This is a genomic window from Citrobacter sp. wls716, assembly GCF_005280975.1.
Taxonomy (GTDB): Bacteria; Pseudomonadota; Gammaproteobacteria; order Enterobacterales; family Enterobacteriaceae; genus Citrobacter; species Citrobacter youngae.
Window position 1 is genome coordinate 159,243 of the sequence record NZ_SZWX01000024.1, and the last position, 20,867, is coordinate 180,109.

At 52.3% G+C, this 20,867-nt stretch carries 20 protein-coding genes; 12 read left to right on the forward strand and 8 right to left on the reverse strand.

The window, feature by feature from the left end; all coding sequences use genetic code 11:
• Nucleotides 1-192: 192 nt before the first annotated feature.
• The 3 genes from ttrA to ttrB are packed head-to-tail and all read right to left on the reverse strand — an operon-like array spanning nucleotide 193 to nucleotide 5,017.
• Entirely contained in the window at nucleotides 193-3,264 is a 3,072-nt protein-coding gene (gene ttrA / locus FDX24_RS07115) for a tetrathionate reductase subunit TtrA (RefSeq protein ID WP_137364053.1), read from the reverse strand.
• Nucleotides 3,257-4,282: a tetrathionate reductase subunit TtrC gene (gene ttrC / locus FDX24_RS07120; protein ID WP_137364054.1), complete on the reverse strand. Its 1,026-nt coding sequence runs from the start codon at nucleotides 4,280-4,282 to the stop codon at nucleotides 3,257-3,259. Before ttrC ends, ttrA begins: the two co-directional genes overlap by 8 nt.
• A complete protein-coding gene (ttrB, locus tag FDX24_RS07125; protein ID WP_371414767.1) occupies nucleotides 4,283-5,017 on the reverse strand; it encodes a tetrathionate reductase subunit TtrB in 735 nt (244 codons plus the stop codon).
• Between the two features lie 227 nt (nucleotides 5,018-5,244).
• Between ttrB and ttrS the strand changes: the two genes are divergently transcribed.
• The 9 genes from ttrS (at nucleotide 5,245) to ydhT (ending at nucleotide 14,196) form a co-directional block, all read left to right on the forward strand.
• Nucleotides 5,245-6,978: a tetrathionate respiration histidine kinase TtrS gene (gene ttrS, locus FDX24_RS07130; RefSeq protein ID WP_101741753.1), complete on the forward strand. Its 1,734-nt coding sequence runs from the start codon at nucleotides 5,245-5,247 to the stop codon at nucleotides 6,976-6,978.
• On the forward strand, nucleotides 6,953-7,537 hold the full coding sequence (gene ttrR / locus FDX24_RS07135) for a tetrathionate respiration response regulator TtrR (RefSeq protein WP_061067811.1): 585 nt from the start codon (nucleotides 6,953-6,955) through the stop codon (nucleotides 7,535-7,537). Before ttrS ends, ttrR begins: the two co-directional genes overlap by 26 nt.
• Before the next feature lie 92 nt (nucleotides 7,538-7,629).
• Nucleotides 7,630-7,839, forward strand: coding sequence for a fumarate hydratase FumD (gene fumD / locus FDX24_RS07140; protein ID WP_040233753.1), 210 nt, complete (start codon nucleotides 7,630-7,632; stop codon nucleotides 7,837-7,839).
• A 498-nt stretch (nucleotides 7,840-8,337) separates the two neighbouring features.
• The gene (locus FDX24_RS07145) at nucleotides 8,338-8,964 is read left to right on the forward strand and encodes a ferredoxin-like protein (protein ID WP_137364055.1); all 627 of its coding nucleotides are present in this window, start codon (nucleotides 8,338-8,340) and stop codon (nucleotides 8,962-8,964) included.
• Between the two features lie 120 nt (nucleotides 8,965-9,084).
• The gene (locus FDX24_RS07150; protein ID WP_115643467.1) at nucleotides 9,085-11,187 is read left to right on the forward strand and encodes an aldehyde ferredoxin oxidoreductase; all 2,103 of its coding nucleotides are present in this window, start codon (nucleotides 9,085-9,087) and stop codon (nucleotides 11,185-11,187) included.
• Nucleotides 11,188-11,196: 9 nt separating this feature from the next.
• Complete coding sequence (locus tag FDX24_RS07155; protein WP_137364056.1) at nucleotides 11,197-11,865, forward strand: YdhW family putative oxidoreductase system protein; 669 nt, start codon at nucleotides 11,197-11,199, stop codon at nucleotides 11,863-11,865.
• A 64-nt stretch (nucleotides 11,866-11,929) separates the two neighbouring features.
• Nucleotides 11,930-12,598 carry a 4Fe-4S dicluster domain-containing protein gene (locus FDX24_RS07160; protein ID WP_048211825.1) on the forward strand — a complete coding sequence of 223 codons (669 nt, stop codon included), beginning with the start codon at nucleotides 11,930-11,932 and terminating at the stop codon, nucleotides 12,596-12,598.
• On the forward strand, nucleotides 12,595-13,380 hold the full coding sequence (gene phsC / locus FDX24_RS07165) for a thiosulfate reductase cytochrome B subunit (RefSeq protein ID WP_061067813.1): 786 nt from the start codon (nucleotides 12,595-12,597) through the stop codon (nucleotides 13,378-13,380). Before FDX24_RS07160 ends, phsC begins: the two co-directional genes overlap by 4 nt.
• Before the next feature lie 3 nt (nucleotides 13,381-13,383).
• Nucleotides 13,384-14,196: a protein YdhT gene (ydhT, locus tag FDX24_RS07170; protein ID WP_061067814.1), complete on the forward strand. Its 813-nt coding sequence runs from the start codon at nucleotides 13,384-13,386 to the stop codon at nucleotides 14,194-14,196.
• A gap of 9 nt (nucleotides 14,197-14,205) precedes the next feature.
• Here the strand turns inward: ydhT and FDX24_RS07175 are convergent, their stop codons facing one another.
• The 4 genes from FDX24_RS07175 to FDX24_RS07190 are packed head-to-tail and all read right to left on the reverse strand — an operon-like array spanning nucleotide 14,206 to nucleotide 17,311.
• The gene (locus FDX24_RS07175) at nucleotides 14,206-14,883 is read right to left on the reverse strand and encodes an ABC transporter permease subunit (protein WP_101741682.1); all 678 of its coding nucleotides are present in this window, start codon (nucleotides 14,881-14,883) and stop codon (nucleotides 14,206-14,208) included.
• Nucleotides 14,873-15,658, reverse strand: a complete 786-nt coding sequence (locus tag FDX24_RS07180) for an amino acid ABC transporter permease (RefSeq protein WP_040233756.1) — start codon at nucleotides 15,656-15,658, stop codon at nucleotides 14,873-14,875. The genes FDX24_RS07175 and FDX24_RS07180 overlap by 11 nt, the downstream gene beginning before the upstream one ends.
• Entirely contained in the window at nucleotides 15,658-16,476 is an 819-nt protein-coding gene (locus FDX24_RS07185) for an amino acid ABC transporter ATP-binding protein (protein WP_061067815.1), read from the reverse strand. The genes FDX24_RS07180 and FDX24_RS07185 overlap by 1 nt, the downstream gene beginning before the upstream one ends.
• A 1-nt stretch (nucleotide 16,477) precedes the next feature.
• On the reverse strand, nucleotides 16,478-17,311 hold the full coding sequence (locus FDX24_RS07190) for an ABC transporter substrate-binding protein (RefSeq protein WP_137364057.1): 834 nt from the start codon (nucleotides 17,309-17,311) through the stop codon (nucleotides 16,478-16,480).
• Between the two features lie 248 nt (nucleotides 17,312-17,559).
• On the opposite strand from FDX24_RS07190, the gene FDX24_RS07195 reads away from it, so the two are divergent.
• Together FDX24_RS07195 and FDX24_RS07200 are read left to right on the forward strand one after the other, a co-directional pair.
• Entirely contained in the window at nucleotides 17,560-17,739 is a 180-nt protein-coding gene (locus tag FDX24_RS07195; protein WP_071887336.1) for a hypothetical protein, read from the forward strand.
• Nucleotides 17,740-17,856: 117 nt separating this feature from the next.
• Nucleotides 17,857-18,750 carry a LysR family transcriptional regulator gene (locus tag FDX24_RS07200; RefSeq protein ID WP_137364058.1) on the forward strand — a complete coding sequence of 298 codons (894 nt, stop codon included), beginning with the start codon at nucleotides 17,857-17,859 and terminating at the stop codon, nucleotides 18,748-18,750.
• A 46-nt stretch (nucleotides 18,751-18,796) separates the two neighbouring features.
• On the opposite strand, the gene FDX24_RS07205 is transcribed toward FDX24_RS07200, so the two are convergent.
• The gene (locus tag FDX24_RS07205) at nucleotides 18,797-18,937 is read right to left on the reverse strand and encodes a hypothetical protein (protein ID WP_086523654.1); all 141 of its coding nucleotides are present in this window, start codon (nucleotides 18,935-18,937) and stop codon (nucleotides 18,797-18,799) included.
• Nucleotides 18,938-19,354: 417 nt separating this feature from the next.
• Between FDX24_RS07205 and FDX24_RS07215 the strand changes: the two genes are divergently transcribed.
• A complete protein-coding gene (locus FDX24_RS07215) occupies nucleotides 19,355-20,836 on the forward strand; it encodes an APC family permease (RefSeq protein ID WP_137364059.1) in 1,482 nt (493 codons plus the stop codon).
• Nucleotides 20,837-20,867 lie beyond the last annotated feature (31 nt).

Genomic DNA, 20,867 nt, shown 5'->3' on the forward strand with positions numbered 1-20,867 from the left:
TTTCAGAAACTTACTCATCGGTTAAAAGAACAATGAAAAACTAATTTTTATATCAATTATGTGATTCCTGTAGCATAAAACATAAAAAAGCCTGAATCTTTTTTTGAATAATTCAGGCTTTCAATAATTAATTTAATTAAATTTTATTTATGAATGCGTTATAATTTTTTTCCGATGCTTTTATTAACATGATTAACGATTTATACGCTCAATTCTCGCTGGCAACCCCTGACGCACAGCGGCTCCTGAAACCCAATCCAGCCAGGTGTTGGCAACCTTTCGTGTCGGATCCGCAAAGCCCAGATCGTTGATATTGATTCCCGACTTTATCTTTTTATCAAATGGCATCGGCTCACCGTCGAGCGTATGCTGCGCAGCGCCCATCTCTTTATGTCCATAGCCATGCTCAATTGCGATTACCCCAGGCATCACGCCCTGCAGTAAGCTGATTTGCGCTTCAACCTGCCCGCCCGGCGTGGTGATGCGAACGGTATCGCCGTGAGATAAACCATAGCGCTTGCCGTCCTGCGGGTTAAGCGCCACCAGATTAACCGGCTTCAGATGATGCAGGCGCGGGATCACGGCCGACGCGCTGGACATGGTATTCGATTTAAAGGAAATCAGTTTCAACGGCCACTCTTGTTCCGGGAACAACTCCTCAACCGCACGTCCATCAGAGAGGCGCGAAGGATACCACGCCGGACAGCCGCTGTAGCGCTCGCCGGTAATCGCATGACGGTGCGCAGCGACATCCGCATTCCATATTTGCAGCGGTTTTTCCCACGCATTGCCGACGCGGTTATCGACCCGACCACTGTTATCTGGCGCAAAACGGCCACCGCGCGAATAGATAAACGCCACGCGACTCACCTCATCGGTTTTTAACGTTTGGGTCATCACCGGCAAGATTCGTTGCACCCCGGTCAGCGCGATATCCTCTTCCTGTGCCTCCGCCACAGGCGTTTTGCCCATAAAAGCAATGTTGGCGGCCAGCCGCAGATAATAATCTTCGGCGCGGTTGAGCGGATACTGATTGCCCTGCGGGTCGGCAATGGCATTGTCACCAAAGCCGGGGAGACCAATGCGTTTTGCCACCGCGATGCAGAAAGCCTCCATTGAGACTGGTTGACCGTCAGCGGTCTGGCGGGTAGCGGGCCTGACCACGGGCCAGCGGGCGGTGGTGGCTTTACTGGCGACACCGGCCCATGGGGCGCTGAATCCCCAGCTTTCAAAGTTATGCGTGTCCGGTACGATGTAATCCGCCAGCGCGGTTGTTTCGTTCATGAACGCATCAATCGCGATAAACAGCGGCAAACGTGCAGGATCTTTTAGCTTTTCTTCTGCCACACCGCGTATGCCCGCAATCCCATAAAACGGGTTGGTCATGTTGGAGATCCAGGCCTTTAGCGGATACGGATAACCTTCCAGTGCTGAAACCAGCAATTCGGTAAGCTGGCCTGCGACAAACGGATACCAGGGCGCTTTGGCCGGGAAGGGCGATTGCCCGGCGGCGACTTTGTTGCGGTACTCTTCGGAAGACTCATAGGCTGTCTTGCTGCGGGCGATGCTCAGACCTTTAGGTTTCACCTTCCCGGCAAAACTGTCCATATTGTAGCGCGGGCCGTCAGTTGCGCCGTTGAACTTACCGCCGCCGACGAACACGCCGCCTTCGAGGCTCAGGTTCCCGATCAACGCATTGAGCATCATTACCGACCAGGCATTATAAAAACCGTTACCCGCCATCATCCCACCGTGCGTGATCACTGCTGCTTTTCGTCCGTGACGGGTGAAAGCATCGGCCAACGCGCCAATGTCTGCCTCAGAAACACCACACTGCTGGCTGTATTGCGCCATTGACAGTTTCTCAGCGGATTCTTTCAGACACTGGAAGCCACTTTTTACCGTGACCGTTTGCCCCCCGGCCAGCGTGACTTCACGGGAGATGAACAGTTGGGCACGTTGGCAACTGCTGGCGGCGACGATCTCTCCGGCTTCGTTAATGACTGTTGGTTCGTTGGCGGCGTCTGCGCGTAAATGCGCCAGCGTTAAATGCTGACCGGCGAGCGTTGGAATTTCATCGGTAATGACCAGATGGGTGGCGTTGGTCCAGCTTTTTTCCCCGGCCTGCTTCATGGCCTGTACGTCTGGAATAGCCAGGTAATCAGCGTTATAGCGCTGCTTTTCAATTATCCAGCGGATCATCCCCATCGCCAGAGCGGAGTCCGTCCCTGGGCGTACGGGCTGCCAGTGCCCACGATCGTCGGCAAGCACTGTCGTTAGCGGTAGGGCTGGTGCAACCACAACATAGCGGAAGTCATCACGTAAACGGGCACTGGCGAGTTGCCGTGCCTGGCGTTTAAACGGGTTGCCGGATTGTGCTGGAGACGTCCCCATAAACAACGCAAATTCGACATTATCCCAGTCGGGTTTTACGTGGGTATTTTTATCCAGATCGCCCATCAACGCGCCAGATCCGGCACGATAGGCCAGACCACAGTATGCGCCATGGGCACCGAAGTTTTTGCTGCCGAAACTGTTCAGGGCAAAGCGACGCAAAAATGTATCACGTCCTTCATCACTGGTATTGGTGACCAGTAGCTGATTGGATTTTGGGCCGAAACCGGGGTGTCGGGCATCAATCGGCGTATCGGGATCGTGGATCGCCCGCAGACCGTCAACGTGGCCTTCGCCAAACAGATCGCCGCCTTCCACCACTTCTTTGATCAGTTGCTCAAAGCTGATGCGCTGCCATTTGCCTTCCCCACGTTTACCCACGCGTTTCATTGGCTCCAGAATACGCAGTGGGCTGTACAGGCCTTCAAGTAACGTTGCACCGCGAGCGCAAGCGGTGGAGCGGGCATCAAGGCCGGTTTCGCCCGCCAGTTGTTCCATCGCGGCGGCAAAGGGAACAGAGGAGTCAATGTGGTGTTCGTGAGATAGCGGATGGTACGGGTTGCCCGCAATACGCAACACTTTGCCTTGTTCATTATCAACACGGACACGCACGCCACATTGCGTCCAGCAGCCGAAACACTGCGTCATGGAGATCACCTGTTGCGGGTTCTGTTGCCAGCGCGTTTGGGCATGTGCTTCGGGGATGAGTGCATTACCAAAGATACGGTCACGGGTTATTTTTCCTGATGTTCCGTCAAGCAAACCATCAATCGCACGCTTTGCCACGTCCCGATAACTCAGGCCGAAGGTCACCATGCCCCCGACGGCTAGACCAACTTTAAGCCACTGACGACGAGTTAAATTAGCCATGTTGCATTCTCCTTGCGATCGCGTTCAGGGCTTCACGAACCATAATGATCAGTGCGACCCACAGGCCAAAAGTGCCAAGAATAGCCAGCCAGCCATCTGTGCCACCGGGCAGGGTATAGGGATTAAACTGGGCGTTAAATTTCGGTACGGTCTGTACCTGAATGAGTAATGTCCAGCGCATTAGCCAGCACAATGCCATTGCACTTATTGCCAGCGAAATACGTAATGGCAGTGATAACGGATGGCGTAACACCAGGGCGCAAACGCCCAGTGAGGTAACCCAAAGTGCAATCCAGCCGATGGCGTAATGTCGCGCGGAAGCCGCCACATCCAGCCACTGGCGAATTGCTGACCCCGATAGCGTGTTGCCACTAGCCCATATCACCACCACGATAGCCAGCGCGCACAGCGTGGCTATCTGTCCCCATGCCAGTTTGCGCGGTAATGTTGTCCCTGCGTTTTTCACCGTGGCGATAAGCAGGGCAAGGAACGTTTGCAGGGCACTGAGGAACATCGCTACCGGGAAGGCGTAGCTGAACCAGATCGGACGCGCCTCGACAATCGAGACCTCGCGACCTGTATAGACCAACAGTCCAATCGCCGATAGCGCACTTCCCACGGCCAACCATTTAGTGACGCTGTAACTTTTTGCGGTTAATCGCTTAACCTGTTGTGCGATAAACCACAGCCCTAAAAACCCGGTGAATAGCGGTAAAAACAGCGCGCCCCACGGCATCCACGACCATGGCGTCGGAAAGGCGTAGAAATGCCAGACGCGTGCCGTCTGGTGTAAATCAGCGGTCAGCGCCAGCGGCGCGGTAATCGCGCAGGTCAGGGCGATTAACAGCGTCAGGTTTTCCAGTTCCGGCGTCTCTTGTTTACGCCAGTGGATCACGCAGGCAAACAGTGCGGCGCAGGCGGCAATGCCGATAAAAAAGAAATATTGCACAGCCCAGGGTAACCAGCTTATGTCCTGTGGATGCGTCAGAACCTCTTCGATAATCAAGGTAGGGTTCATTTAAACCTCCTGCCAGAGCGCGGGCTGGGCACGCCCCATTAATGGTGTCACAAAGGCCTCATCCAGGCCCAGATAGAACACGTGCGGCGAGGTGCCACTTTCCGGTTTCAGGACCTTGATGGCGTCATGATGTTGTTGCAGCATTTGAGAAATCCGGCTGTGTGGATCCTTGATATCACCGATGATGCGCGCGCCGCCAACACACGACTCTACGCAGGCCGGGAGCAGGCCTGCTTCCAGTCGATGAACGCAAAAAGTGCATTTATCGGCGGTTTGCGTTTCATGGTTGATAAACCGTGCATCGTATGGGCAGGCCTGCACACAGTAGGCGCAGCCAACACAGCGTGTGTTGTCGACAACCACAATGCCATCTTCGCGCTGGAAGGTGGCCTGCACCGGACACACCGGCACGCAAGGGGGGTTATCACAATGGTTGCACAGGCGCGGCAGCAGGACGTTGGTGACGCTTTGCTGGCCTTCAAGTTGCACCTGATACTGATTAACGTTGGTACGAAACTCACCTTGCGGCGTCTGGTTTTCAATCGCGCAACTCACGGTGCAGGCCTGGCAGCCGATACATCGACGCAGATCGACCAGCATGCCGTAGCGATGCTGGGGCGATCCTTCATGCCGTTCAGGCGAAAAGGGAAACTGGGCCTGTGCCAGGGGAACCAGTGATGTGCCAGCGGTCAGGACGCCCAGTTGCTGGAGAAACTGCCGTTTACTGCTGTCCATATTTTCTCCCGTCACGATGCAACAACGAAACATTGGTCACGCCGTTGATTTGCGTGTGATGAATAAAGAATCTCAATGATTTACAGTGTAAAAATCGTGGCGGGGGCAGCTCTATTGTGGTTAACCACATACCCGGCTTGTTGTTGATCTAAAACAACATAATTGACAGGGATAATTCAGTGGGATGTAACGTCGTTCGATGTCTGACGCTATTGGCCTCCGTGTGGATGCTCGGCAGCGTGGCGTGGGCAGGTTCGTGGAATGTGGGTGTTTTGGCGATGCGTGGCGAGGTCTCTACACGTGCCCACTGGCAACCGCTGGAAACCCTGTTAAATCAGCAAATTCCGGGTGAACAGTTTCATATTCAACCGCTGGATCTGCAGCAGATGCAGGAGGCGGTTAACCGTGGAACCGTCCAGTTTGTGGTCACCAATCCGGCGCAATTCGTGCAGTTAAACAGCCATGCAGCGCTTCGCTGGCTGGCATCATTACGCTCCACTCGTGGCGGAAAGGCAACCAGCAACGTGATTGGCAGTGCGGTCCTCGTCAGGCGCGACAGTGGGATTGTGAATGCACATGATCTGATTGGTAAAACGGTAGGTGCCATTGATGCTCAGGCATTTGGCGGTTATTTGCTGGGATACAAAGCGCTCAGCGATGCGGGATTGCGCCCTGAACGTGATTTACATCTGACGTTTACCGGCTTTCCTGCCGATGCCTTGCTGTATTTATTACGTGAAAAAGCGGTTCAGGCGGTGATTGTGCCCGTGTGTCTGCTGGAAAAAATGGATGAAGAAGGGCTAATCCGCAAAGCGGACTTTAGGGCCGTGATTAGCTATCCAACGTCAATTCCTTGCGTAACCAGCACGCCGCTCTATCCTGACTGGTCGTTTGCTGCCTTGCCCGCGGTCAGTGATGAACTGGCCGATCGTGTCACGCGGGTACTGTTTAACGCGCCACAAAACGCTGTCTTTCGTTGGGGCGCGCCGGCCTCAACCCGCGAAGTAGAAGCTTTGCTGCGCGATGTCCGCCAGCACCCACAGCAGCGCCAATTGTGGCTGGATGTCAAAAGCTGGTTTATTCAACATCGTCTGGCCATGGGGGCGGCGGGTATTGTCCTGTTGTTGCTGACGCTCAATTACATCTGGGTCATGCTGCTGGTCCGCCGACGTGGAAGACTGCTTGAGCGTAATAATGTGCTGTTGCGTAAACAGGAACAGGCGCTGGAAACCGCGCGTCAAATGAGCGTGCTGGGCGAGATGACGTCCGGATTCGCTCATGAACTTAACCAGCCGCTTTCGGCTATCCGCCACTATGCACAGGGCTGTCTGATTCGTCTGCGCGGCCAGGATCAGCAGCATCCGTTGTTACCCGCCCTTGAACAGATTGACGTGCAGGCGCAGCGGGGCGCCGATACGCTACGCAATTTACGTCAGTGGGTCAGTCAGGCGCAGGGAAATCCGGTGATGACTGACGACTGGGAGCCCATTAACATTCATGATGCGATCCATCATGTCTGGCAGTTATTACGCATGGCACAGCAATTCCCGACGGTAGCGTTACAAACGCAGGTCGATAATTCGCTCACGGTTACACTGCCGACCGTTTTGCTGGAGCAGGTTCTGGCTAATCTGGTACTAAACGCGGCCCAGGCGGGGGCAAAAACGGTGTGGTTCTCAGCGTGCAGTGAGGAGCATGGTGTGCGTATCCTGGTGCAGGATAACGCCGGAGGGATCGACGATGCGCAGTTATATCAGGCATTCCAGCCCTTTATGACCACCCGCAAGGAAGGGATGGGACTCGGGCTGGCCATTTGTCAGCGACTGGTTCGCTATGCAAATGGCGACATTAGCATCAAAAATCACCCAGCGTCTGACGGTCTGGCGGGCGTAGCGGTGACATTACATTTTAAGCAAACACAGGAAGGAGGGCGTCGTGGCAATAATTCATCTGTTGGATGACGATGTAGCGGTTACTCAGGCCTGTGCATTTTTACTGGAAAGTATGGGGTATGAGGTACGCTGCTGGGAGCAGGGTGAAACATTTTTGGCTCAGGCCGATCTGCATCAGGTCGGCGTATTACTGCTGGATATGCGCATGCCGGTACTGGATGGACATGCCGTGCATGAAGCAATGCGTCAGCGCGAGAGCACCCTGGCGGTGGTATTTCTTACCGGGCATGGTGATGTGCCCATGGCGGTTGAACAAATGAAGCGCGGAGCCGTCGATTTCTTACAGAAGCCGGTTTCAGCCGCGCCGCTACAGGCTGCGCTGGAAAATGCTGTGCAGGCCTCGGTAGCGGCTTTTTCGCGACAGGAAATCGTTGCTTGCTATCAGCAACTTACCCCGAAGGAGCGAGAACTGGCGAATCTGGTTGCAAAGGGGTTGATAAATCGGGAAATCGCCGATGCCATGAATATTGCCGTTCGCACGGTTGAAGTGCATCGGGCGCGGGTGATGGAAAAAATGCGGGCCGGAAGCCTCGCCGAGCTGGTAAATCGACTTCAGCGGATCCAGTAAAATTTTGACATTTATTTGATTTTCATTGGATTTTGTCTAATTTGTCAGAGTGATATATGCTGTGGGTTTGAGTTAATGACGAGCGGGTGAATATGGGAAATCAGACCAAAGACGACGAGCTGTACCGCGAGATGTGCAGAGTAGTCGGTAAAGTAGTGCTGGAAATGCGCGATCTGGGGCAAGAGCCTAAGCATATCGTCATTGCTGGCGTACTGAGAACAACCCTCGCCAATCAGCGTGTGAAGCGCAGTGAGTTAGAAAAACAGGCCATGGAGACAGTGATTAAAGCGTTGGCCGGTTAATCCATAAAAGAGGGCGGTAGAATTATTCTGCCGTCCTCTTATTTTATTCTTCGTTATCTTCCAATAAATATAATTTAGTTCGGTCACTAAAATTACGCATTGCGCTATATATTTGATTATATATCGAGTGGTATATAACACAATATTTGTGATTGCACTCCCAAATATTTTCATGCATATGAAATGTTATTTCAATCTCGCTTAATGATAATAAATATCACTCCACATTAATTATTTTCCTTCCGATTTTTAATTGATAACGATCAAGGTTACAGGGGGGGAATAACCACATTATTTATCTGCCTAACCCTAAAGGATTATACCCGAGTTTAGGGTATGGATTGATTCAGTTTAACCACCGTCATCTGTGCGATCAGGTTAGGGCAAAAATTCATGTGTTGTTGGCAACATTTATGGCCGATTTGACCTGATCTGCATTCATTAAAATTAGCCTGGATCTGTTGCTACTACAGCGTTTGCGAAGAGGATGCGAAATAAATGAACCAGGTTGATCGTCCATTTTTAGATTGTGGTTTAACGCGGCTTGAGTTTCTGCGTATATCAGGGAAGGGTCTGGCAGGATTAACGATTGCCCCCGCTCTGCTATCCCTTTTTGGTTGCAAGCAGGAAGATATCGATAGCGGCACCGTCGGACTTATCAATACGCCGAAAGGGGTGCTGGTGACTCAACGAGCCCGCTGTACTGGCTGCCACCGCTGTGAAATTTCCTGTACTAATTATAACGATGGCGCTGTTGGCACCTTCTTTTCCCGCATCAAAATTCATCGTAACTACTTCTTTGGCGATGATGGTGTTGGGTCCGGTGGCGGGTTGTACGGCGATTTAAACTACACCGCAGACACCTGCCGTCAGTGTAACGATCCCCAGTGCATGAAAGTCTGCCCGATTGGCGCAATTACCTGGAAACAGGAAGACGGTTGCATTGCCGTAGATCATAAACGCTGTATTGGCTGCAGTGCCTGTACCACGGCCTGCCCATGGATGATGGCGACCGTTAATACCGTAACGAAGAAATCCTCAAAATGTGTTTTATGCGGGGAATGCGCTAATGCTTGTCCGACAGGGGCATTAAAAATTATTGAGTGGAAAGATATTACTGTTTGATGGATAGCAGGGCTGCCTGATACGCGTCATTTAATGCCGGAAAATTGCAGTTTTTGAATAAAAGAACTGCCTGAAAGGTGGCGAGTATATCTATCGGACCTTCTTGCAAAGGAAAACATGATGGCTAATGGTTGGACAGGTAATATTTTACGGGTCAATCTCACCACGGGTAATATCACCGTTGAAGATTCCAGTAAATTTAAGAAATTTGTCGGTGGGATGGGCTTTGGCTATAAAATTATGTACGACGAAGTCCAGCCAGGCACCAAACCTTTTGATGAAGGAAATAAGCTGGTTTTCGCGACCGGGCCGCTAACCGGTTCGGGCGCGCCCTGCAGTTCTCGCGTTAATATCACCTCATTATCGACATTTACCAAAGGCAATTTAGTGGTCGATGCCCATATGGGCGGTTTCTTTGCCGCACAAATGAAATTCGCGGGTTACGACGCCATTATTATCGAAGGGAAATCACCTTCTCCGGTTTGGATCAACATCAAAGACGATAAGGTCAGCATCGAAAAAGCGGACTTCATATGGGGTAAGGGTACGCGCGCAACCACTGAAGAAATTTGCCGTATCACCAGCCCGGAAACGTGCGTTGCAGCCATTGGTCAGGCGGGTGAAAACCTTGTTCCGCTTTCCTGTATGATTAATAGCCGTAACCACAGCGGCGGAGCCGGCACTGGCGCAGTCATGGGGTCGAAAAACCTGAAGGCCATTGCGGTAGAAGGGACCCAGGGGGTCAATATTGCCGATCGCAAAGAGATGAAGCGGCTTAATGACTACATGATGACCGAGCTAATCGGCGCCAACAACAACCATGTTGTGCCGAGCACGCCGCAGGCCTGGGCTGAATACTCTTCACCTAATTCGCGCTGGACGGCTCGCAAAGGGTTGTTCTGGGGCGCTGCGGAAGGAGGGCCAATCGAAACGGGGGAAATTCCACCGGGAAACCAGAATACGGTCGGTTTTCGTACCCATAAATCCGTGTTTGATCTCGGCCCGGCCGCTGAGAAGTATACCGTCAAAATGAGTGGCTGCCATTCATGTCCAATTCGCTGTATGTCGCAACTCAATGTTCCCCGTGTGAAAGATTTTGGTGTGCCGAGTACCGGCGGGAATACCTGCGTGGCGAACTTTGTACATACCACTATTTTCCCGAATGGGCCGAAAGATTTCGACGATAAAGACGATGGGCGCGTCGTAGGAAACCTGGTTGGCCTGAACCTGTTTGACGATTATGGCATCTGGTGTAACTACGGGCAGTTGCACCGTGACTTTACTTACTGCTACTCCAAAGGCGTCTTTAAGCGAGTGTTACCTGCGGCAGAGTATGCAGAGATCCGTTGGGATCAACTGGAAGCAGGCGATCCGAACTTTATCAAAGATTTCTACTATCGACTGGCGCATCGCGTGGGTGAACTCAGCCACCTGGCAGATGGTTCCTACGCGATTGCAGAACGCTGGAATCTGGGCGAAGAGTACTGGGGTTACGCGAAGAACAAACTATGGTCGCCGTTTGGTTTCCCTGTTCACCATGCGAACGAAGCCTCGGCACAGGTGGGGGCGATCACCAACTGTATGTTCAACCGCGACTGTATGACGCATACCCATATCAACTTTATCGGCTCCGGTTTACCGCTGGCGCTACAGCGTGAAGTAGCGGGCGAACTGTTTGGCTCACAGGATGCCTACGATGAAACCAAAAACTATACCCCGATTAATGCCGCCAAAATCAAATACGCCAAATGGACGCTGCTGAAAGTCTGTCTGCACAATGCGGTTACGCTGTGTAACTGGGTCTGGCCAATGACGGTTTCGCCACTGAAGAGTCGAAACTATCGTGGAGACCTCGATCTGGAAGCGAAATTCTTCCAGGCCGTAACGGGGGATGAAACAACTCAGGCGAGTCTGGATTTGGCCGCGGAGCGCATTTTTACCCTGCACCGTGCTTATACAGTCAAGTTGATGCAAACCATGGATATGCGTAATGAGCACGACCTGATCTGCTCCTGGGTGTTTGATAAAGATCCGAAGATCCCAGTCTTTACTGAAGGGACCGACAAGATGGACCGGGAAGATATGCGTCAGTCGCTAACGATGTTCTATCAGGAAATGGGCTGGGACCCGGCGTTGGGTTGCCCAACTCGCGACACCCTTCACCGCCTCGGCCTTGAGGATGTGGCAGCCGACCTGGCTGCACACAATCTGTTGCCGGTGTAAGGAACGCAGATGACGTACGTGAGTAACGACCTGGCCGCTGCAGAGGATGTGCATGGTGATGACGTGGATAGCCAAAAGAGACAGTGGCTGCACGCGTTACACCAGCCTGTCGCACACCAGAGTTCGTCATTAATTCAGGAACCCACCAGTCCGGAGTCGATAGTGGCGGATTTTATCCGCCAGCATTCTGCTTCAGGTCAACTGGTGGCACGCAGCGTGTTTCTGTTGCCACCTTATTCGGTTCCTGAAAGTGACCTGGCTACGCTGCTGGACGCGATGTGTCAGCATGCATCCGACGCAGATATTCTCTGTATCCAGGGGTCAGAGGATACCTACTTCTACTCGACGCAAACCATGACGGCAAACTACGCCGAGATGTGTGTGCAGGTGGTGGAAAATGATATCTGCCGTGCCATTGCAGAAGCGGTACGTTTTGACTGCCAAACGTATCCTCGCCCCTATAAGGTCGCCATGCTGGCGCAGCCGCCATACCACTTTGCACCTGAGCAGGTTACGACGGCGCTCACGGCAATGGAAACGCATCCTGATTATGCAGACATACGTGCTGTGGAATCGTCGAATGCGGAACCTTATCTGTTTAGCGAGCGCTTTATGAGTTACGGCAAAGCGTATGGCCTGTGCGAATGGCTTGAGGTTGAGCAGTATCAGAACCCCTGAATTTTTCAGGTTGATGTCATGGAACGTGTGGACGATCACTGTCACAGCATTAGAGGATAACCCGATGTCCTTCACCCGACGAAAATTTGTCATTGGCATGGGGACGGTGATTTTTTTCACCGGCCCAGGCCAAAACCTGTTAGCGAGTACGAAGAGTACTAAAAACGTTCGTTATGTCATGATCCACGACGAATCATTGTGCAACGGATGTAATATTTGCGCCCGAGCGTGCAGGAAAACGAATCATGTTCCTGTTCAGGGGAGTCGTTTATCAATAGCCCATATCCCGGTAACGGATAACGATAACGAAACGCTGTATCACTATTTTCGTCAGTCCTGTCAGCATTGTGACGATGCCCCCTGCATTGAGGTGTGTCCGACCGGTGCTTCCTGGCGAGATGAAAACGGGATTGTGCGAGTCGATACCTCTCGTTGTATCGGCTGCAGTTACTGCATTGGCGCATGTCCGTATCAGGTACGCTATCTCAACCCACAAACCAAAGTGGCGGATAAATGCGACTTCTGCGCCGAATCACGTCTGGCGAAAGGTTTCCCGCCAATTTGCGTCAATTCTTGTCCAGAACACGCGTTGATTTTTGGCCGTGAGGACAGCCCGGAAATTCAGACCTGGTTGCGGGAAAACAAGTACTACGAATATCAACTTGCAGGCGCCGGGAAGCCCCATCTGTATCGTCGGTTCGGTCAACATTTGATTAAAAAGGATAATGTATGAACGCGTCGCAGAATGCCGAACAGTTTCACGCACAGCTTGCGCAGTACGTCCCAATGTTTTCGCCGGATTACTGGCCTGTCTGGTTGGTTTTCGCCGGGTTAATGCTGGTGGGGATGTGGCTGGTGCTGGCACTCCACGCAATGTTGCGCTTTCGTTCAGCGAATAAAGCGTCTGCAGGACACGGAGAGAAGGTCTATTTATACTCGAAAGCTGTCCGTTTGTGGCACTGGTCGAATGCGCTGTTATTTCTGTTGCTGCTGGCCAGCGGCCTGCTAAATCATTTCACTGCGGTCAGTGCCCCAGTGATGAAAAGCCTGCTGACTGTGCATGAGGTATGTGGCTTTTTGCTGCTTGCCTGCTGGATTGGTTTTGTCCTGATTAACCTGATTGGGGGGAACGGGCATCACTATATTATTCAGCGTCAGGGCTGGATCGGCCGGGCGCAGAGGCAGACGCGATTTTACCTGTTTGGCATTATGCAGGGCGAAGCGCATCCATTCCCGGCATCAACGCGTTCGAAATTCAATCCGTTACAGCAGGCGGCGTATGTCGGCGTGATGTACGGTTTGCTGCCGCTACTGCTGATCTCCGGGTTGCTATCCCTGTACCCACAGGCTGTGGGCGATCTGTTCCCTGGCGTACGTTACTGGTTGCTGCAGGCGCACTTTGCGCTGGCTGTCGTGAGCGTGTTTTTCATTTTTGGACATCTTTATCTCTGCACCACAGGACGCACACCGGGCGAAACCTTTAAGTGCATGGTGGATGGCTATCACCGGCATTAAGAGATGATGATTACGCGTGGTGACTTACGGGCCTGGCGCGTCGGGCCCGTGATGTATCGCTGGTTTCTGCGTGCGTTTCCTGAAGGAGGCAGCTATGCGGAGGTGCACCGTGCACTCCAGCAGGAAGGGTATAGTGACTGGGCAGATAGCCTCGTGGAATACGGCTGGTCAAGATGGCAGGATGAAGAGAATTTTGTCCAGCAGGATATCTGTGCGATGGGCCGTGTTGTCTGTCCGCAGACGGCAGACGACAACGGTAAACAATTGGCGAGCGCGGCTGATGGCGACAGTCTCGGTAGCGCGGGCGATAACATTAAAATCGTCAGCGCTGGGTACGCCGCGCAGATTGCCAGTGCAGGTTACAGCGCACGTATTGGCTGCGTGGGTTATAACGCTCATGTTGCCAGCTCCGGTGAGCGTGGCCGTATTGCCATCGCGGGAAACTCCACACGAGTCAGTAGTGTGGGAGGCGGTACACGAATGGCCAGCACGGGTATGCGGGTGCGCATCAGTTCGCTGGGTGACAGAAGTCGTATCGCCAGCAGCGGTGATTTAACCCAGATAGCCAGTTTTGGCGCAGAGTCTAAAATCGCCAACTGCGCGGACAACGTGCAGATCATGGCCAACGGAGAAAACACTGTTATTGCCAGTACTGGCGTGGTCGATTCAATAATTCTCGGCCCCGGGGGATGCGCGGCTCTTGCCTATCACGACGGTAAGAGAATGCGCTTTGCGGTGGCTATTGAGGGTGAAAATAACATTCGCGCAGGGGTGAAGTATCGGCTCAACGAAGACCATCAATTTGTGGCATGTTGAGCCGTGTTGCTATTTCAACGCGAACCGACGCTGAGTGATCTTCTCCAGGCTAAAGCACAGCAGGTAATAGACCAGTCCGGTAAAGACAAAAATGGCCGCCGGGTAAATTTGTACCCGGTTGTTAACCTGACCCGCAACCGTCGTGAGTTCAGGCACGTTGACGATAAATGCCAGCGATGTGTCCTTGAGTAGCCCGATAAAAATCCCCGTTAGCGAGGGCAGTACGTTGCGCAGAACCTGTGGCAACAGAATTAACCCGAGCGCCTGGAGCGGACGAAACCCCTGAACGATGGCCGCATCATACTGACCGCCTGGCAGCGCAGTGATACCCGCGTACACAGAATGCATCACCGAGGCGGCGGTAAACCAGGCCAATGCCAGCGTGACGGTTATGGCTCCCGGTAAATCACTGCCTGTGAGCATGGGCAATAGATACCACATCCAGAAAATCACGAAGATTAACGGAATACCACGAATAAACTCTGCCCAGATAAACAGCCCCTTACGTATCGCCCCAGGAAAACGCCAGGCACAGCAGGCGAGTGCGATCCCAGCGGGAAGCGCCAGTGCCGCTGCGCCAATCGCCATCAACAGCGTGAGCAGAACGCCCCCCGGTTGCCCCTCTGTGACCCGCCCCCACAGGAGGTAGTCCAGATTGTCGGTAATAACCGAAATATTAGCGATCATGCAGTAGGCTCCTGAAACGGAATATGCGTGTTTTACGCGCCAACGGTTTACCTGCTGCAGACACAGGACCAAGACGGGTTAACAACATCCCCAGTACAATGCCGGTCAGCAGGTAGAGTGCCGTGCCGACGGCAAAGGCTTCCAACGCATGGGCGTTATAGCTTTCAATTTGCCGTACCTGGTATGTCAGTTCTGCAAAGCCAATGCCGCTTGCCAATGAAGACAGCTTCATCAGATTAAGATATTGCCCCACGATCGGCTGCCAGGCATTTGCCAGCCCCTGAGGGAGCAGGATGTGACGAAACGTCGCCCATGACGAAAACCCCTGTGCTATGGCTGCCTCGCGCTGCCCGCCAGAAACAGCCTGTAAACCGGAGGCGACCTCTTCGACCAGAAAGGCCGAGGTAAAGACACCCAGTCCCCATGCGGAGCAGAGAAACTCCGGCGTTAACCACCAGACATCCCCCGGCAGAATGGACCAGGAGTGTTCCGCATTAATGAAGGTAATCACGTCGCGAGGAAGGAGATTCCATGCAGCGAAGTACCAGAACATCAGTTGGACGAGTAAAGGAGTATTGCGAAAAACAGAGACCCACACGCTGACCATGGTGGTCGCAAAGCGCTGTCCTGTCAGGCGCAGGCTGAGCAGAAAGATGGCAAACACCGTGGCGAGTACCACGCCGGCTAGCGTGACCCAAAGTGTGGTCAGAAAACCGGAGATTATCCATTGCAGAGGTTGCCCGCTCAGCACCCCCTGCCAGTCCATTGCATGCATTATAACGATGACTCCTGGTGTAACGGGTCGAGCACTTTTTTCAGAAAACGTTGGGTCCTGGGGTGCTGAGGGCGAGTGAAAAACGCCTCAGGAGGTGCGACTTCGAGAATATCGCCGCCATCAATAAACACCACACGATCGGCAATCTCCCTGGCGAAATGCATTTCATGGGTCACGACAATCATGGTAATACCGCTATGAGCCAGACGCTTCATGACCTGCAACACTTCGCCAATCATTTCTGGATCCAGCGCGGAGGTGGGTTCATCAAACAGGATGATTTGCGGCGAGGAGGCCAGCGCGCGGGCGATAGCAACACGTTGTTGCTGCCCGCCGGAAAGTTGGGCGGCATACGCATCGGCTTTCTCAGCTAATCCTACCTGTTCCAGCAGTTCAAGTGCCCGTTGCTCAGCATCCGTTTTTTTCCAACCGTGAACATATTCCAGCGCCAACGTGATGTTCTGCTGTGCCGTCAGGTGGGTGTAGAGATTGAATTGCTGGAACACGAAACCAATCCGGCTGCGAAGCTGACGCAATGTGGGGCCGCGCAGCTGACCGATTGGTTTGTCATCAATAAAGATATCGCCGCCGCTCAGTGACTCCAGTTGGTTTATCAGGCGAATAAGCGTCGACTTTCCTGAGCCAGAAGGCCCGAGAATGGTGACGACTTCGCCCGGTTCAACCGACAGGCTGACGCCGTTAAGCACGGTATGATTGTCATAGTGTTTTATGACATTACGCAGTTCAACACGCGCCTGGCGCAGATGCGTAAAATCCGCAGCCGAAGCTGCGGGACGATGAAAAAGGCCTGAGAGCATATTACTTCGCTTCTATTTTGAAGGCGCGGGGCTGTGGATTTTTGGTTTGCGGACCAAACCAGACATCATAAATTTTGGCTGCCTGCCCGGTTGACTCGAGCTTTAATAGCTCGTCGTTCACGGCCTTCAACAGCGCAGGTTCACCTTTTTTCACACCCACACCAATTTCTTCTTTGCTCAACAGGTCGGGCAAAATTTTGAAATCTGCTTTATCCGGCGCACCGCCTAACAACCCTGCCAGAATGGTGCTGTCCTGGGTGATCGCCTGGACATTACCATTACGCAGTGCGGTTAATGCCAGCGGAATATCGTCATAGGCCAGCACACGTGATTGTGGAAAACGCTGATGCAACGCCTGCTCACCTGTCGTCCCTTTCACCGCACCGATACGGGCCTTACTGTAGTCATCAAGCTTATCCGGCGATTTTGCCGGAACGAGGAATTGCTGTCCGGTAACGAAGTAAGGGGCGGAAAAATCGATAACCTGTGCACGCTCAGGTGTAATCGTGATATCCGCTACGATTAAATCGGCCTTACCGGACTGCAATAACGGTATACGGTTAGCCGGATTGGTGGCGATCAGTTCCAGTTTAACGCCAAGTGATTTAGCCAGCGCTTCAGCGAAATCAACGTCGTAGCCGACAATTTTATGTGTTTTTGCATCAATAGAGCCGAACGGTGGATTGGCGTCAAAGGTGGCGATTTTTACCACGCCTGCGGCTTTGATATCGGCCAGTTGATCGGCCTGAGCGTATGACGCGGCAATGCCTGACGCCAGCAGGACACTGAGTGCCAGCCATGTTTTTTTTGTGCTGTGAATCGTCGTTGCCATCATTTTCTTTGAATCCCTGTTGTTTTGGTTTGTGCTTTTTACGCTCCCATAACTTGCGGCGGTGACCAAATAAGAAAAAATTCTTATCTATATACAAAATGGTATTAGTGAAAAGGGTGTTAATTGCGGGTGAAAATAATGAAAAACTGAAATGCAAAATAGCGCACAACGTTGGCAAAAATTCGCATTTCATTTTTTACGCATTCTGCGCTGGAATAAGTTGAGCCCAACAGACAGCGGAGGCGGAGAAGATGAACGGGGTTAAATATCTTTGGTTGCGTATAAAGAATCGACATCCACAGACTCCACAACATAGTGCGGAACGAAATCTTCAGCGTGTTGTGGAGTCTGTTCTTCCTGCCGCCAGCCTGTATGGGGTGGATATCGCCAACATTGATCCGGAGTGGTTCCGTGATAAAACAACACGCTGAACTTCGCCTGACGCGCGAAATGTACTGGAATGAAGTGTGCAAAATGAGCAGAAATACTACTGAATCTCAATTCTGATCTGTAACATACGTCAAAACAGGTCTGGATTGGGAACAAGCATGCTGCGTGATAATTTTAACGATCTCTATTATCTCATTGTCGTTGCCCGTGAACGCAGTTTTACCCGCGCCGCAGCGAAGTTAGGGGTCTCGCAGTCAGCATTAAGCCATGCCATTCGCGGGCTTGAGGAGCGACTGGATGTCAGATTGCTGACCCGTACCACGCGAAGCGTCGCGCCAACCGAAGCCGGAGAACGGCTTATCAACAGTATCAGTCCGCGTTTCGATGACATTGAGTCGGAGCTACTGGCATTAACCGATATTCGCCAGCGCGTGGCGGGGAATATCCGTCTGACGCTCGGGGAACATGCGTTGCAATCGACCGTCTGGCCTGCACTACAGCCGTTTTTGCAGGCGTATCCTGATGTAAATGTGGAAATGACCATCGACAACAGCCTGACGGATATCGTGACGGGACGCTATGATGCCGGTATCAGGCTTGGCGAGCAGGTGGCCAAAGATATGGTTGCTGTCAGGATCGGTCCCGACTGGCGCATGGTTGTGGTGGGATCCCCCGCCTATTTTGCCCGCCATGGCAAACCGCAAACCCCGCATGATTTACAGAATCATAACTGTATCAATATGCGCATGCCGACCCTGGGCGGGCTGTATGCCTGGGAGTTTGCCGAAAATGGGCAGGATCTCCGCGTGCGGGTAGAAGGGCAGCTTATTTTTAACAATCTTCCACCGCGTATCAGTGCGGCGATTTCGGGCATGGGCCTGGCATTTGTACCGGAAGACACCGTCGAGCAGGCGGTAGCAGAGGGAGCGCTGGAAAAAGTGCTGGAAGACTGGTGTGAACCTTTTCCCGGTTATTACCTGTACTATCCCAGCCGTAGACAACATACCGCAGCCTTTGCACAGCTGATTGAGGCGTTGCGTTATACGGCGTGAAGCGCAGGCTGACTATAAAAAAACCGGCATTGAGCCGGTTCAGAAATTAGATTTTGCAGGCATCGCCGCAGTCGTTATCAGCAATCATTTCCTGCGCTTTTTTGTCCGCATCTTCCAGACGTTCAGCATTACGCTCTTGCGCTTCTTCCAGCCCATCAAAGACCAGATTATCGAGATCAATTTCCATCATTCACCTGCCAGGTTCAGCGTTTAACATCATTCCATTATATTGCAAAAATGTTGCTGAACAGCAGCGATTATTGCTACTAAGCACGTTCTTATACCAGGTCAGCGTATTTTTCCGGCAGCGTATCCCACAGATGGCGGTTCGCTTCCAGCAGCAGACGGTGCTGCTCAACGGCGTGCGCGTTTTCCCGTGCCCCGCGCGACATCAGCGTCCAGGCCTCCAACGCTGAAAACCTCTCGTCATTCACTCGTTATGTTAATTAAATGTTATTAAATCGAGTCGAACCCTTGTTTATTCAGGAACGTGATGTGCGATTTGTTTTAACAAATATGCGACAAAATCACTATACATATAACTTAATATCTTTTATACATTAATTGTTCAACCCTGCGACTATTCCACAAAAGAGAAAGCAATATGGAACAGACACCTGATAAGAAAAACGATAATTTTCAAAAAGATGGCAAAGAACAGTTCAACCGCTCGATCGGGCTTATTTCAAATTTTGCGTTGGGTTTTACCTACCTGTCACCGCTCACCGCTGTTTATTCGCTGTTCGCGTTGGCAGTGACGCTGGCGGGACCACCCGCGGTGTGGTGGATTTTAATCGTCGCGTGTGGGCAGTTGTTAGTCGCCCTGGTGTTTGGTGAGGTTGCGTCTCAATATCCGATCACCGGGGGGCTGTATCCCTGGGCGAGAAGGTTGTGGGGTAAGAAATATGCGTGGATCGCCGCCTGGATCTACCTGTGGGCGCTGGTGGTGACGATTACCTCGATCGCGGAATATACATCAACATTTGTTGAATCACTCTTTCATTATGGGCAGACACCCGCCACCATGCTGGTGACCTCCGTCTTGCTGCTGCTTTTGATGATGGCCGTCAATATGTCCGGGACCAGGAATCTGGCCAGGGTCGCCAAAATTGGTTTCTGGTGTGAAATCGTCAGCGTGATTGCGCTGGGTATTTATCTGCTGATTTTCCACCGTTCACAGCCTTTCTCCGTCATCTTTGATTCGATGGGGGTACTGGCGCATGACGGAAGTTATTCCACCGCCTTTATGTCTGCCGCGCTGATGGGCCTGTTTATGTTCTTTGGCTTCGAGGCGTGCGGTAACGTTGCAGAGGAAGTGCTAAATCCAAGCAAAAAAATTCCGGTAGCCATGATTTTAAGTATCGTGTTTGGCGCGATCTCCGCCATTATCTCCGTCATGGGCTATCTGCTGGCGTCACCGAACCTGGTGAGTATCGTGAATGGCAAAACCGCCGATCCGATCCCGGCAATCCTCAATGAAGCGCTGGGGGAAACCGGTGCGACGGTCTTTATCGTTGTCGCTATTATCGCGATGCTGTCGTGCATTCTGTCTCTGCAAGCGGCGTTAAGTCGTCTTATCTTTTCTTTCTCCCGCGACAGAATGCTGCCGGGCAGCGAGTGGATGGCCAAAATTTCCAAAAATGGTGTCCCGGATAATGCCATGGTCGTCAGCTGCGTGTTGCCGGTTATCATTTGTGTCTGGGTCTATTTCCAGCCAGATAACTTATCGCGTATCACCGCATTTGCTGTGATCGGTATTTATATTTCATTCCAGATGGTGGTACTGGCCGCGCTGCGTCAACGTCTGAAAGGCTGGAAACCCGCCGGAGAGTGGACGATTGGTGGTTGGGGCGTGATTGTAAACGTGCTGGCATTAGCTTACGGCCTGTGTGGGATCTGGTTACTGGCGCAGCCAGCTGACAGCAGTGATTTCATCGACCGTTGGACAGTACTGTTTGGTCTGGCGATTGTGGTAGGTTCAGGATTGATCTACATGTTCCTTACCCGACCTTTTGGCCGCTCGGCTGCACCGGAAAACGATGCTATTGCCTATGCCACGAAGCTCAATATAGGGCAGGATAACTAAAACTAAGGGCCTTCGGGCCCTTAATTTCGAA

Bases quoted from the DNA above. Each gene is read 5' to 3' on its own strand.
- ttrA (WP_137364053.1), bottom strand. From the start codon at position 3,264: ATGGCTAATTTAACTCGTCGTCAGTGGCTTAAAGTTGGTCTAGCCGTC.
- ttrC (WP_137364054.1), bottom strand. From the start codon at position 4,282: ATGAACCCTACCTTGATTATCGAAGAGGTTCTGACGCATCCACAGGAC.
- ttrB (WP_371414767.1), bottom strand. From the start codon at position 5,017: ATGGACAGCAGTAAACGGCAGTTTCTCCAGCAACTGGGCGTCCTGACC.
- ttrS (WP_101741753.1), top strand. From the start codon at position 5,245: ATGCTCGGCAGCGTGGCGTGGGCAGGTTCGTGGAATGTGGGTGTTTTG.
- fumD (WP_040233753.1), top strand. From the start codon at position 7,630: ATGGGAAATCAGACCAAAGACGACGAGCTGTACCGCGAGATGTGCAGA.
- FDX24_RS07145 (WP_137364055.1), top strand. From the start codon at position 8,338: ATGAACCAGGTTGATCGTCCATTTTTAGATTGTGGTTTAACGCGGCTT.
- FDX24_RS07150 (WP_115643467.1), top strand. From the start codon at position 9,085: ATGGCTAATGGTTGGACAGGTAATATTTTACGGGTCAATCTCACCACG.
- FDX24_RS07155 (WP_137364056.1), top strand. From the start codon at position 11,197: ATGACGTACGTGAGTAACGACCTGGCCGCTGCAGAGGATGTGCATGGT.
- FDX24_RS07160 (WP_048211825.1), top strand. From the start codon at position 11,930: ATGTCCTTCACCCGACGAAAATTTGTCATTGGCATGGGGACGGTGATT.
- phsC (WP_061067813.1), top strand. From the start codon at position 12,595: ATGAACGCGTCGCAGAATGCCGAACAGTTTCACGCACAGCTTGCGCAG.
- ydhT (WP_061067814.1), top strand. From the start codon at position 13,384: ATGATGATTACGCGTGGTGACTTACGGGCCTGGCGCGTCGGGCCCGTG.
- FDX24_RS07175 (WP_101741682.1), bottom strand. From the start codon at position 14,883: ATGATCGCTAATATTTCGGTTATTACCGACAATCTGGACTACCTCCTG.
- FDX24_RS07180 (WP_040233756.1), bottom strand. From the start codon at position 15,658: ATGCATGCAATGGACTGGCAGGGGGTGCTGAGCGGGCAACCTCTGCAA.
- FDX24_RS07185 (WP_061067815.1), bottom strand. From the start codon at position 16,476: ATGCTCTCAGGCCTTTTTCATCGTCCCGCAGCTTCGGCTGCGGATTTT.
- FDX24_RS07190 (WP_137364057.1), bottom strand. From the start codon at position 17,311: ATGATGGCAACGACGATTCACAGCACAAAAAAAACATGGCTGGCACTC.
- FDX24_RS07195 (WP_071887336.1), top strand. From the start codon at position 17,560: ATGAACGGGGTTAAATATCTTTGGTTGCGTATAAAGAATCGACATCCA.
- FDX24_RS07200 (WP_137364058.1), top strand. From the start codon at position 17,857: ATGCTGCGTGATAATTTTAACGATCTCTATTATCTCATTGTCGTTGCC.
- FDX24_RS07205 (WP_086523654.1), bottom strand. From the start codon at position 18,937: ATGGAAATTGATCTCGATAATCTGGTCTTTGATGGGCTGGAAGAAGCG.
- FDX24_RS07215 (WP_137364059.1), top strand. From the start codon at position 19,355: ATGGAACAGACACCTGATAAGAAAAACGATAATTTTCAAAAAGATGGC.